The organism is Marinomonas sp. TW1 (genome assembly GCF_001625355.1).
Lineage (GTDB): Bacteria > Pseudomonadota > Gammaproteobacteria > Pseudomonadales > Marinomonadaceae > Marinomonas.
Map to the genome: position 1 here is coordinate 98,268 of NZ_JSEE01000002.1, position 13,739 is coordinate 112,006.

The following is a 13,739-nucleotide window of genomic DNA, read 5'->3' on the forward strand; positions in this document are numbered from 1 at the left end:
CTTTAAGCCAGAACATACCTTGTTCTGGCTTTTTTCAAGCAAAATCATCCATATCGAAGATAATATCCATTTATGCCTCATCCCATTACAGACATAATGTTAAATCCAGTTATCTGACGTTTCGACTGACATTCAATTCATCGAGGACATCGATAACCTTGAAACAAACAGATACTTCCAATCAAATCTCAAGCCCATCTCCTACAGACGCGCTATCAGCGATTTTATGTCATTCGCACGATTAATATCTCATGAAAATACTGCGGCCTAATAATATGGCAAAGCAATGCCATCAAAGTTAATCAACATTGGGGGTAAAGCACCATAGCAAGACCAGATCCCCATTAAATCCTTTCTTTTTCACTTACACATTTTATCCGTAGCCTTTAGACACCGCTTAATTTTATTTAAACATCACACCATTTCAATTTACTTCGCACCTAAAAAAACAATTTATAAACATCACGTTTATAAATCTATTGATAATGATAATAACTTGCATTAGTATCCTTTTAAAAATTTCCACATACTGTTGGAAAATAGATTTTAACCAATAAATGGAAGGCACTTACGATGTACGATGTTCAGCATTTAGATCACGACCATAAGGTTACAAAGAATATAACTCAGGCAACGCAATACTCTGCACGAAACACTCTGAGCACAAAGAAAAATAGCGTTTTATTCAGTATTGTCGTTGGCGCCATGCTGACATGTGGTTCATCGGTTTATGCTGAAGCAACAACCAATATAGAAACGGCTAATACGGCGTCAGAAGTAATGCTATCTACTGTAAAGGTGGAAGGTGATCGTGAGGAAAACCCTGTTTATTCCGGCTCAGAAGGTCAGATAACCGAGACCAATCATGCTGGTTTTTTGGGAAATAAAGACGCATTAGAGACGCCATTCAGCGCTATCAGCTATACAGATAAGTTTATAAATGATCAACAAGCAACAGATGTCATTGATGTCATTGCGGCGACTGACCCTGCGATTCATACCAGTAATGTCGTTGGTGAAAACCTTGAAAGTTATTCTATCCGAGGCTTTTCCTCAAACAGCAACGATGTCACTTTCAATGGTTTATCCGGTATGGCTCCCTATTATCGTAGTGCCACTGAAATGTTTGAACGTATTGAGGTATTAAAAGGACCATCAGCGATGCTAAATGGTATGGCTCCAAATGGCTCTATTGGTGGCTCTGTTAATTTAGTAACTAAACGAGCAGATAATGAGTCTCTCACTCGTTTCACAACGAAATACATTTCTGACTCGCAAATCGGTACAAGCATAGATATTGGTCGCCGCTTTGGTGAAGACAAAGCATTTGGTGTGCGAATCAATGGTGCCTACTCAGAGGGTGACACCACGATTAACCGTCAGGAAAAAGAATCCGAGCTGGGGTCGGTCGCTTTGGATTGGCGAGGAGACCGAATTCGTTTATCCGCTGACTTATATCGCACTTCTGAGCATGCTGATGCGCCAATTAGAGGAATCACCATTGCTTCGGGGGTGGACATTCCAAGCGCGCCAGACTCCGACACCATACTTAATCCAAGTTGGGCTTTTTTTGATACAGAAACCGAAGGCGTGATCACTCGCGGTGAATTTGATGTGAATACGCAACTAACGATTTATGCAGCTCTGGGGGCGAATAAAATGTCCTATGAAGGGTTAAGTGCATCAAAAGCAGAAGTCTCTAATTCAGATGGTGATATTGATACTACCCTTGGTTACGTAGACGATACGAACGAAAGAATGTCTATGGAAATCGGATTAAATGGTGACTTTAAAACAGGCCAAGTAAATCATCAAGTTGCATCTAACATCACGCATTACAATGAAACATACAACCTAAATGGCCTCAGGTTTACAGATGTATATTCTACTAATATTTATAATCCAGTATGGGGCGATCGACCTGATTTAGATTTAAATGCCCCTCTTTTATTGACAACAGAAACGAATTTAACAAGCGTTGGCGTGGCTGACACCTTATCTTTTTCTGAAGATAAATATCAACTCACTTTGGGTGCGCGCTACCAAGAAGTCAAAACCGAACAAACAGGTGGATTACTTTCATCTGGCGCTAAATACGATGAAAGCGCAGTGACACCATCCCTTGCCTTTGTTATAAAAATGACAGATCAAGTCTCTCTGTATGCCAATTACATTGAGGGCCTAAGTGAAGGCGACACAGTCACTGATAATAGTGCCAGTAATTATGGTGAGATTTTCGCTCCCTACAAAACAAAACAAAAAGAAATAGGAGTGAAATTTGACGGAGGGGAATTCTCTCATACCGTTAGTCTTTATGAAATTAAAAAACCGAACGCATATAAAGACAATGATACTGACGTATATGACTATTATGGTGAGCAACGCAACAGAGGTATAGAGTGGAGTTTCTTCGGTACACCAGTTAATCATCTCCGTTTAATGGGTGGTGTTTCACACATTGATGCCAAAATAACCTCCGCAAGTGATGCATCTACTGTAGGCAATCAAGCTTCGAAGACACCTAAATGGCAGGCAAAACTTGGTTTAGAATGGGATACACCTCAAATTCAGAACCTAACACTGACGGCCAACACTACCGCGGTCTCTAAACAGTATCTTAAGAACGATAATAAGCAATCTTTACCAAGCTATACTGTTTATGCTTTAGGCGCTCGCTATGTCACTACAATTAAACAAGCCCCTCTGACCATCCGTGCGAATATCGAAAACCTGCTGGATAAAAATTATTGGTCAACCAGTCATTACAATGATTTAGCGTTAGGCCAAGGTCGCACATTCACACTTTCTGCAAGCATGGATTTTTAATTTAGGCATGGTTTAAATCTATATGAAAAGGGAGAGGCTTGCGCTCATCCCTTTTCATGAGTTTTACTTCACGCCTTTATTACTAATAAACATAGGGACAAATGCATGACAGATTCTTCAACCCCAGTAAAACGTAAACGTGGACGCCCAAGTAAAATAACTCGTCAAAGTATTGCACGAGCCGCTTTGGAGATTGGCGTCAATAAAGCCACTATTCCGACACTGGCGTTGCATCTTGGGGTGGATCACTCCTCGCTATATCACCACGTAAAGAGCCGTGATGAAATCATTGCAATGGCCGCCGAAATTGCCATTGAAGAGCTCGAGTGGCGAGCGCCAGAAACCGTAAACTGGAGAGAAGAACTTGTTGTTCTAACCGACTCTATTTGGGCTTTATATGATAAACATCCAGGTCTTGCAGAGGCATTAAATCAAGCTGAAATCGCCCCCCAAAATGGCATTTTATCTTTTGCAGAATCAGTCAAATCATTACAAGAAAAAGGCTTTCCATTAGATGAAGCCGTTGTCGCAGTGGATATGTTAGTGGATATGGTGAAGGAATGCTTCATCGGCTGGTGGTCTATTGTGAAAACCGAGCAAGATGGCCGTCTTCGTATAGAGCGCATGATTGAAATATGGGAAACAGAAGCACATAACTCACCAGAACGAGCTGAACAAATAAACGCTATGGTGAATATTATGAAAGCAGGCCCTAGAGCATGGTGGGAACGTAAACGAGACATTGCCTTAGATGGTATCGCCATAGCTCGTGAACGTCACACCCCCCTATAAAAGAAAGTGAATAATGTATAAACATACTACCAATGAGAAAATCTACACATCGATAAATATGCTTTTCATAGGATTACTTTTTTTTATCTTATGTGTAATTTCTCTTTTAGTAGGTGCTAAGCAGCTGTATTTATCACAGATCATGTCCTTCTCCAGCGAGGCTTGGTTAACCTTAACAGCGAGCCGCTTCCCAAGACTTATGTCACTTATTTTAGCTGGTGTCGGGCTGTCGGTTTGTGGCGTGATTCTGCAACAGATTGTCCGTAATAAATTTGTTGAACCCGCAACGTCAGGAGGGTTAGATGCCGCAAAACTTGGCATTCTGATTTCGCTTATTCATTTCCCCACGTTGGGCATCGTAGGGAAAATGCTTTCTACATTGGTTTTCTGTCTCATTTCTAGCGTATTTTTTATCACCATTATTCGCCTTATCCGATTTAAAAATGCCGTGTTAGTTCCCGTTATTGGTTTAATGTATGGGGCTATTTTAAGTGCTATCGCTGAGTTTTACGCCTATCAAAATAACATATTGCAAAGCATGCAAGGCTGGCTATTAGGTGACTTTTCAAGGGTGGTTCAAGGACATTATGAAATTATCTATTTCATTTTTCCAATAGTAGCTCTTACTTATTTATTTGCTCATCGCTTTACTATTGTCGGCATGGGAGAGACGTTAGCAACGAGCCTTGGTTTAAATTACGTAGGGGTCACTGCTTTAGGTCTTATTTTAGTGGCCATTACGATTTCTTCAGTCGTCATTACAGTAGGCGCCATTCCTTTTGTTGGGCTAATTATCCCCAATTTAGCCGCCATGTTTTATGGCGATAATCTAAAACGAACGTTACCGATTATTGCCTTAGGAGGTGCATCGGTATTACTCATATGTGACATTTTTGGTCGTCTTTTATTGTACCCCTTTGAAATCCCTATTGGCTTGACCGCTAGTTGTGTTGGCGGATTCATGTTTCTTATTGTGATCTGGAAAACAAAAAAATGATGAATTTTGCACGGTATTTTCTGTGGATACTGGTATGCATACTAGCGGTAACTTTTGTTTTTATGGGTGCCGAATTCGATTATAACTACATCATTCCAAACCGGATAACCCGATTGGCGGCCATCATCATTGGAGGCGTTTGCATTGCGTTTTCTTCGATCACTTTTCAAACAATTACAGAGAATAAAATACTCACTCCAGCGATCATGGGTTATGAAGCCATCTACCTTTTATTCCAATCACTATTGGTCTTGTATATGGGTATGGAAAGCCAAATCGTCATTGATAAAAACAGTAATTTTTTCCTTTCCATTGGCATTATGCTGCTGTATTCATGGGTAATTCACCGTTGGTTGCTTGCTGGTGAAAATAACAATGTTTATTTACTTCTGCTTGTTGGGCTTGTATTGACGCTTCTATTAAGTGCTTTTACCCAATTAATTCAATTTAGTATCAGTCCCGGAGAATTCTCTCTATTACTTAGTTATAGCCAAGCGTCTTTTAACCGAGCACAGCTAAGTCAACTGACAATAGCAGCCGTTTTAGTCGGGGCTGTCTGCATCATAATATGGAAGGCACTGCCTACTTTTGATGTACTTTCATTAGGTCGATATCAAGCGACATCGCTTGGTATTGATTACCAAGTGTTTATCAAACGGCATTTTGCTTTGATCGCGTTACTTGTGGCGACATCTACCAGCCTACTTGGTCCAACGGCTTTTATGGGGATTTTTGTAGCCAATACTGCTTATATGATCGCCCGTTCCCCCAAGCATCGCCTGACTTTGCCATCGGGATGCGCAATAGCGATCGCGACCTTCCTGATAGCTCAAATCATGGTTGAACACCTATTTAACTATAAGACAACAGTGGGAATTCTCGTCAATTTGATGTGTGGGACGTATTTTCTCATGTTGATTTTACGCCTAAGGAAAGCCTCATGATTCATGTCAATAACATTCATAAATCCTATGGAACAAAATCCGTGCTAAACAATGTGAGCGCGAGCTTTCCAGCGGGTCAACTTACATCGCTCATTGGCCCTAACGGCGCTGGGAAAACCACACTATTAATGATGATTGGTCGCTTATTAAAAGTGGATTCTGGCGAGATATTTATCAATGAACAGAACATAACCGACATTCGCATTAGTATGTTTGCAAAACAAGTCGCGACATTGCGCCAGTCTCAAGATTTTACCATGCGTTTGACTGTCGAAGAGCTCGTCGCCTTTGGCCGTTTCCCTTATAGCCGAGGTTCACTGACCAAGGAAGATCATCAAGCCATTGATAATGCAATTTCGTTCCTATCACTGGAACCATTACGCCAGTCTTATATTGATGAACTGAGTGGAGGCCAGCGACAGATGGCCTTTTTGGCAATGACCATCGCGCAGGAAACTGACTATCTGCTACTAGATGAACCATTGAATAATCTAGACATGAAGCACGCGGTTGAAATAATGCGGGCCCTTCGTCGTCTATGTGATGAGCAGAACCGAACGGTCATTTTGGTTATTCACGACATCAATTTTGCAGCCAATTATTCCAATCACATTGTTGCAATGAAATCAGGCAATGTCTATGACTCAGGCTCTGTAAAAAACATCGTTACGGAAGAAAACTTAAAAGCATTGTATGAAATAGAATTTGAAATTTTACAAAGTAAACATGGGATCGTATGCAATTACTTTCATCCACAGGAGGAGTTTTAATGGACATTTTCACAAATAGACGACGTGTCAGAAAAAATAGTTTGGTAATGACCTTTCTGTTCATATCAACCGCATTAATTTATGGTTGTGACCAGCAAAAAAATAACATGCATGACACAAACATGGCTCAATCATCGAAAAATGACTTTGCGCCAATGACCATTGAGCATAGATTGGGGACAATTACTCTACAACATCGTCCTCATAGAGTCGCTGCGCTTGGTATGAATGATGTTGATTTACTCGATGTCTTGGACATCGCCGTTGCAGGTATGCCTAAAGATTTTGCGCCTGAATACTTATCAGATTACGTAAATGACCCAGAGATAGTAGATCTTGGCGCGATAGTGCAACCAAATATGGATCGAATCTACTCTCTTAAACCAGACCTCATACTTATTTCACCACTGCATGCTAGTCACTATGAACAGCTATCAAAGTTAGCACCCACCTTATATTTTGATGTGAATTATAAAGACAGTGGTAGCAACCACTTTGATATCGTAAAAGATCACCTACTAACACTTGGTAAAATTTTTGGCAAAGAAGCCCTTGCAAAACGTAAAGCGTCTGAGCTTGAAGCTAAAGTGGCGAACGCCAAATCCATTATTCAAAACCACTCAGATAAAGCAATGATAGTGATCCATAATAATGGCGCCTATCGCTTCTTAGGTGAAAAGTCGCGTTATGGTTTTGTCTTCGAAGCCTTGGGCGTCCAGCCCGTCTATTCCCCCATGGAAGCTGGCTTGCATGGACAGCCTATTTCCAGTGAATTTATCTATGAGAATAATCCCGACATTATTTATGTTCTAGATCGAACCGCCGTGATGGAAAAACACTCAGGGCTCAACCTAGAAAACATGGATAATCCACTACTTCGTCAAACGAATGCTTGGAAAAACAATCGAGTCATTTTTGTAGACTCCGAAGCTTGGTACATCACTGGTGCTGGCGTAACATCTCTGGAAATTATCATTGATGATGTGCTAAAGGGATATCTCAATGACAAATAAGTCCCCTGTTGATCGGTTATTACTGCCCATAAGAGGACCATTACTTTTCGTAATGGTCCTAGCTGGCCTTGGCGCCATGCTAACACTTGTGCCATTGGCCGGAATTGCTTATATCGCCAAGCTTTTAATAGGTAACCCCAATACAACGACCACTTTATTTCAAGCAAATATAGAGTCTGAAATATGGTGGGTCATGGGAATCAGTTTGCTAAGCCTAGTTATTGGCACTCTTTTAATCGTGACAAGTGAGCTGCTTGCCCACCTTGCGGACCACAAGATTACGCATAGTCTACGACGGTCAGTATTGCAACGCCTCACAAAAGTGCCACTAGGATGGTTTACAAATCAAGCATCAGGCGATGTTAAACAAGCGATGCAGGATGACATCAGTTCATTACATGAATTAACGGCTCACTTTTATAGCACTAGAGGCAGATGTTATGGCGTTATTTCACTCTCAGTGATTTACCTGTTCCTAATGGACTGGCGCATGGCAATTGTATCTCTCATCCCCTTCCCTTGTTTTTATTTGATCTTCGGTGCTGCCAAAAAAGCCATTAGTGAAGAACGTATGAAAGGGTTTATATCAGGGCAAGCTCTCATCAACAACGCCATTACTGAGTTTATTGGCGGGATTTCAGTAATTAAATCCTTCGCGGTAAGTGGCCAAGCCCACAAGGGATACCATGAAGCAGTGGACAGTTTCCTACAAGGATTTTTGAATTTTACTCGCCCATTAGTAGCCCCCTTAGCAAATGCTAATGCAGTCATCGCCCCAATAACCGTTTTGGGTACGGTACTCACTTTCGGCACCTTGTTTGTGAGTTTTAATTGGATGGATCCTATTGATCTACTTCCTTTTATTCTTGTGGCACCAGGAATTTCATCTCCCTTAATGCTATTAAGCTTTAGCACCCATAATTTAGCTCACGCCACAGCGGCAGCAGATAGATTGCAAGCACTATTAGAAACGCCTGTTCTTACACAACCAACAGTAGAAAAAAGCAACCATATGGTTAATCACCAGATTTGTATTAATAACCTCAGTTATGCTTATGATGATCAAAATGCAGTATTGAAAAATATTAATCTAACTCTTACTCCGAATACCGTTACCGCTATTGTTGGTGCTTCAGGTTCAGGAAAGTCCACATTAGCACGGTTAATCTTACGCTTCTTTGATCCTTCAGAAGGTTCTATTACGCTTGGAGGCGTTGATTTAAGAGACATAAACACGACGGAGCTCTATCGACGTATAGGTTTCGTATTACAAGAGGTTCGCCTCATTCACGCTAGTTTGCACGACAATATTGCGTTAGGGCGTCCATCAGCGACACGACTTGATGTTGAAGAAGCCGCGCGTGCAGCGAATATTCACCAACGTATCATGGATTTACCAAAAGGCTACGATTCCATTATTGGCGAAGACATAACCCTTTCGGGGGGAGAACAGCAGCGAGTAAGTATTGCACGCGCTATTCTTTTAGATCCACCCATCTTGGTGCTTGATGAAGCAACCGCCTCGACCGACGCTGAAAATGAAGTCGTTATTCAAGAGTCTCTTTCTCAATTTTCTCAAGGACGAACCGTCCTTGTTATTGCTCATAAACTGGACACCATTATGACCGCAAACCAGATTGTTGTTCTCGAAAATGGTGAAATAAGAGAACAAGGAACACACGAAAGCCTACTATCAATACATGGCCGTTATGCTCAATTGTGGTCGTTAGGAAATTATCAAGCCCCCTTAGAGGCACTTTAATTATGTTAAATACCTTGCTCCAATTATTAGGAGAAGACGCATCAAAATTCCGACGTTACGCGTCTATGGCCATTATTTATGGACTGCTTAATGGACTTACCATTATTTCATTAGTGCCTCTGCTTCGTTACCTTTTACTCAGCGAGACAATCAATACTGTCATTTGGTTGGTGGTTTTGTTAATGGGTGCCTTAGTGTGTTGGCGTTGGCGGCTAAGAGTCGAAAAAGCTGGTATAGAAGTCGGTATTGCCCTTTTGCAAGGCGGTCGCCATCGATTAGGCGATCATATATCACGGTTACCCCTTGGTTGGTTTAACTCTCATAATACCGCTCGTCTCAGCCAGGTTATTTCCCAAGGTATAATGGAAATAGCACAACTTCCGGCTCACGTTTTTACGCCAGTGTTGAGTGGCGCCATGACTCCGTTGATTATTGTGTTGAGTCTGTTTTCGATCAACTGGAAAATGGGAATAATTGCCCTATTCTCACTGCCTTTACTGGCCATTGTGTTTATCATAACAGCACGCCTAGGTCAGCGCATAGATCAAGAGTTTCATCATAATACCGCTGAAGTTAGTCATCGCATTATTGAATTTTCACAAGCACAGTCTGTACTACGAGCATTTAACGGTGAAGGAAGCAGTACAGATTTTCTAAAAAAAGCATTCGAGTCACAAAAAAAATCCAGCAAGAAAATCATCTACCTTTCAGTTATGTCAGTGATACTTAACGCTTGGGTAGTACAAGCAATTCTTGCCGTTTTAATGATTACAGCCTTGTTATCATTTAACAGCTCTGCAGTCATAGGCGTAACCAATACCAATGAAATACTCATTAGTATTATTACGTCTTTATTACTTGTTAACCGCTTTGTTGAGCCACTACTAGATGTGACAGGCTACAGTGAAGCCATTCGAGGCGCTCGCAATCAACTCAAAGACGTACAGGGAATTCTTGATATTGAACCATTGCCAGAGCCCGAAAAACCTCAATTTTCTCAAGACCATACCCTGACTCTAAATGGCGTTGGTTTTACTTACCCAGAAAACAAACAGAGCGCCATCCATGACATCAACTTAAGTATTAAACCTGGAAGTATGACTGCACTGATTGGCCCTTCTGGTTCAGGTAAAACCACTTTACTGTCATTAATATCACGCTTTTTTGATGTCACCGAAGGAAGTATCAGCATTGGTGGCATTGATTTACGACAAATGTCTAATGAACAATTGAGTGAAAAAATCAGTCAGATTTTCCAAACACCTTATTTATTTCAAAGTAGCATAGCTGACAATATTCGTATCGGTAAACCAGACGCTAGCGATGCTGAAATAAAGGAAGTTGCTCAACTATCCGGCGTCACTGAAATCATCTCGCGCCTCCCAGAAGGCCTGAACACCTTGGTAGGGGAAGGTGGAGCACGGTTATCAGGCGGAGAACGTCAACGTATATCCATTGCTCGCGCATTATTGAAAGATACACCAATCTTATTAATTGATGAAGCAACCGCCGCTTTAGACACGGAAAATAAAGCCATTATTACCCAAACATTTGCTCGGTTACGTGGCCAAAAAACCCTAATCATTATTTCGCATCAACTGTCGACCATTGAAATGGCCGATCAAATCATTTTTCTAGAAAACGGACATATACAAGAGCAAGGGTCTCCGGATCTGTTATCCGACTCAAATGGCCTTTACAGTCACTTTCTAAAACAACAACATAAAATTAAGAAATGGAAGGTCGTAAAGTAAACAGAGAAGATCAAGCCATCCCTGCCAGTGGATTAAAGAAATGGCACGCCCGAAAGGATTTGAACCTTCGACCTTCGCCTCCGGAGGGCGACGCTCTATCCAGCTGAGCTACGGGCGCATTAGACACTTTTGATCGACCGATCAGAAGTAAATTGGAGTGCGTATTCTAAAGGAAATCACGCAGGATGCCAGTGCTTAATCGCAGAAAAATGGGTGTTTTATCCCAGCGGTTTGATCCATTGCATTTACCTCATCGTAAAAGTGGCAGATAATTCATCCCAGTTCCCTTACGCTGGATTTTATAGGAAGCCGATCCACATGCTTTATCAAAGCGTTAAGCACCATTCCATCTTTTCTCAGGCCACCCACCTCTTCCTTTTATTGACTGGCATGATGATTAGTTCTGCAGCATTGAGCGCAAGTGCTTCCACTGAACGGTCTGGCGGTAAAATATTTAACTCGTTTTGCGTAGCGTGTCATATGCACGGTGTGGCGGGCGCGCCAAAATTAGGGAGCCAGGCGGATTGGCTACCGAGAAAAGAACAAGGCATGCCTACCTTGTTGAAGCATGCCATTGAAGGTTTGAACGCCATGCCGCCAAAAGGCATGTGCTCCAATTGCAGTGAGAACGAAATTCAAGCGGCGATTCAATTTATGTTAGACAATAGCTAATCGTTTAACATGGCTTTCAATGCGGATAACGAGGCTTGTCCACGCTCTTTTTTCGCACTTTCGCCTTCATCGCCACGACCTTCCCATACTAGGTCCTCTTCTGGTAGTTCATCCAGAAAACGACTAGGGAGACAGTCAATTTCTTCACCATACTGACGGCGCTTTGCGGCTAAGGTAATGCATAAAGTTCGCTTTGCTCGGGTAATCCCTACGTAAGCCAGGCGACGCTCTTCTTCTATATCATCGTTTTCAATGCTGTTACGGTGCGGCAGTAACTCTTCTTCACAGCCAATCAGAAACACATGGGGGTATTCCAACCCTTTGGAAGCGTGTAAGGTCAGCAGTTGCACCTTGTCTTCGTCTTCCTCTTCTTCTTGTCGCTCTAACATATCGATTAACAAGAGCTTGCTGATGGCTTGGTCCAGTTCTGCACTTTCGTCTTCTTCCCAAGCGGATTCCATCATGCGCTGAATGGAATCCAGTAAAAAGCGTACGTTTTCAATGCGGCGCTCAGCGGCTTTGGTTGACGAGCTTTGTTCTTGAATCCAGCCATAATAATCCATGTCATGAATCATTTGCTCTATCACAGGCACTGGCGAAGCCCCTTGCAGGCGTTGTCGCAAGGTTGACATCCAACGCTCAAAATCTTGCAGACTTTTTAGAGAGCGACCAGTAACGGTTTCTTCCAGCTCTTTGTACCCAGACGCTTCAAATAAACTGACTTGACGCTCAGTGGCAAGATTGCCCACTTTTTCCAAGGTCGCAGGACCAATTTCTCGACGCGGTAAATTCACCACACGCAGAAACGCATTATCGTCCGAAGGGTTCACTAAAAGACGCAAATACCCCATCAAATCCTTGATTTCAGCGCGAGAAAAGAAGGATGTGCCACCATTCATCTTGTATGGAATGCGATAGGCTTGCAGCTTAATTTCCAGTAAGCGTGCTTGGTGGTTACCTCGATAGAGGATGGCAAAATCCCGATAAGGAATGTCATGACGCAAGTGACGAGATTGAATTTCGGCAGCGACACGTTCGGATTCGGCATCTTCATTGCGCGTCACCATCACTCGAATCGGATCCCCTAACCCCAAATCACTCCATAAGGATTTATCGTACACGTGTGGGTTATTGGCGATTAAGGTGTTGGCGGCTTTCAGAATGGTTTTAGTGGAACGATAATTTTGCTCCAGTTTGACCAATTTCAAATTCGGATAGTCCACCGATAAGCGCTCTAGGTTTTCGGGTCGCGCCCCACGCCAAGCGTAAATGGATTGGTCATCGTCACCCACTAGGGTGAAACAACGACGGAAGCCAGCTAAGAGGCGAATCAATTCGTACTGACTGGCATTGGTATCCTGACACTCATCCACCAAGAGATAACGAACTTTCTTCTGCCACTTATCTCTTAACTCTTCATCCGACATCAAGAGACTGACAGGCAACAGAATCAAATCATCAAAATCCACCGCATTGTAAGCACGAAGGTAGCGTTGATATTGCGCATAAACTTGTGCCGCGAGAAGGTATTCCTCTGTGTCCGCATTGGTCATCGCCTCTTGCGGCGTGGTCAGATCATTCTTCCAATTAGAAATAGTGTGCTGGCAATGGGCAGCGGAATCCGTTTGACCATTAAATTCTTTGTCCAAAATTTCTTTAATCAGCGACAAGGAGTCTTGTGAATCGAAGAGAGTAAAGCCTTCTTTTAAACCCACTCGACGGTATTCACGGCGTAAAATGCGCAGCCCTAAATTGTGAAAGGTCGAAATGCTCAACCCTCGACTTTCGGCTTTACTCAGCATGCCCACCACACGCTCTTTCATTTCTCGCGCCGCTTTGTTGGTAAAGGTGACCGCGATAATGCTGCTGGCCTTGAAACCACATGTTTGAATCAGATAGGCAATTTTCGTGGTGATTACGCTGGTTTTACCCGATCCTGCGCCCGCTAACACAAGCAGAGGCCCGTCAATCTGCTTTACCGCTTCGAGTTGGCGATCATTTAGATTACGCATGCGTTGTGATATGGAAGGTAAGGATTCACTCATATAGGCTCACAGCTGAACGGATAAAAGACCCATTCTACACCAGAGAGGAGCCAAGGTTCGATACAAAGACAACACCACTTTAAAAATGGCTCTATTGAATGGCTCAGTACACTCGCGTTGGTCTTTCAATATGACATCATTTTGTCACTTATTAAACTCACTAA

10 protein-coding genes and 1 tRNA gene are annotated in these 13,739 nt (G+C 42.4%); 9 read left to right on the top strand and 2 right to left on the bottom strand.

Translation table 11 applies throughout. The features are described from left to right. Nucleotides 1-573: 573 nt before the first annotated feature. The 8 genes from OA79_RS02080 to OA79_RS02115 all read left to right on the top strand — a co-directional run bounded on the left by OA79_RS02080 (nucleotide 574) and on the right by OA79_RS02115 (nucleotide 10,858). Nucleotides 574-2,826 (top strand): TonB-dependent receptor, encoded by a 2,253-nt coding sequence (locus OA79_RS02080; RefSeq protein WP_063331557.1) that lies wholly within the window; start codon nucleotides 574-576, stop codon nucleotides 2,824-2,826. 105 nt (nucleotides 2,827-2,931) lie between these two features. Continuing rightward, nucleotides 2,932-3,618: a TetR/AcrR family transcriptional regulator gene (locus OA79_RS02085; protein WP_063331558.1), complete on the top strand. Its 687-nt coding sequence runs from the start codon at nucleotides 2,932-2,934 to the stop codon at nucleotides 3,616-3,618. Nucleotides 3,619-3,631: 13 nt separating this feature from the next. After that, nucleotides 3,632-4,615, top strand: a complete 984-nt coding sequence (locus OA79_RS02090; protein WP_269447810.1) for an ABC transporter permease — start codon at nucleotides 3,632-3,634, stop codon at nucleotides 4,613-4,615. After that, nucleotides 4,612-5,559 carry an iron chelate uptake ABC transporter family permease subunit gene (locus OA79_RS02095; RefSeq protein ID WP_063331559.1) on the top strand — a complete coding sequence of 316 codons (948 nt, stop codon included), beginning with the start codon at nucleotides 4,612-4,614 and terminating at the stop codon, nucleotides 5,557-5,559. Before OA79_RS02090 ends, OA79_RS02095 begins: the two co-directional genes overlap by 4 nt. Beyond that, complete coding sequence (locus OA79_RS02100; RefSeq protein ID WP_063331560.1) at nucleotides 5,556-6,329, top strand: iron ABC transporter ATP-binding protein; 774 nt, start codon at nucleotides 5,556-5,558, stop codon at nucleotides 6,327-6,329. Before OA79_RS02095 ends, OA79_RS02100 begins: the two co-directional genes overlap by 4 nt. Further along, on the top strand, nucleotides 6,329-7,342 hold the full coding sequence (locus OA79_RS02105) for a siderophore ABC transporter substrate-binding protein (RefSeq protein WP_063331561.1): 1,014 nt from the start codon (nucleotides 6,329-6,331) through the stop codon (nucleotides 7,340-7,342). Before OA79_RS02100 ends, OA79_RS02105 begins: the two co-directional genes overlap by 1 nt. Continuing rightward, nucleotides 7,332-9,104 carry an ABC transporter ATP-binding protein gene (locus OA79_RS02110; RefSeq protein ID WP_063331562.1) on the top strand — a complete coding sequence of 591 codons (1,773 nt, stop codon included), beginning with the start codon at nucleotides 7,332-7,334 and terminating at the stop codon, nucleotides 9,102-9,104. Before OA79_RS02105 ends, OA79_RS02110 begins: the two co-directional genes overlap by 11 nt. 2 nt (nucleotides 9,105-9,106) lie before the next feature. Then, a complete protein-coding gene (locus tag OA79_RS02115) occupies nucleotides 9,107-10,858 on the top strand; it encodes an ABC transporter ATP-binding protein (RefSeq protein WP_063331563.1) in 1,752 nt (583 codons plus the stop codon). 41 nt (nucleotides 10,859-10,899) lie between these two features. On the opposite strand, the gene OA79_RS02120 is transcribed toward OA79_RS02115, so the two are convergent. Next, nucleotides 10,900-10,976 (bottom strand) — tRNA-Arg (locus OA79_RS02120). A gap of 200 nt (nucleotides 10,977-11,176) precedes the next feature. Here OA79_RS02120 and OA79_RS02125 point away from each other — a divergent pair. Continuing rightward, entirely contained in the window at nucleotides 11,177-11,530 is a 354-nt protein-coding gene (locus OA79_RS02125; protein WP_063331564.1) for a c-type cytochrome, read from the top strand. On the opposite strand, the gene rep is transcribed toward OA79_RS02125, so the two are convergent. Continuing rightward, nucleotides 11,527-13,575, bottom strand: a complete 2,049-nt coding sequence (rep, locus tag OA79_RS02130) for a DNA helicase Rep (protein ID WP_063331565.1) — start codon at nucleotides 13,573-13,575, stop codon at nucleotides 11,527-11,529. The genes OA79_RS02125 and rep overlap by 4 nt on opposite strands. Nucleotides 13,576-13,739: the final 164 nt, after the last annotated feature.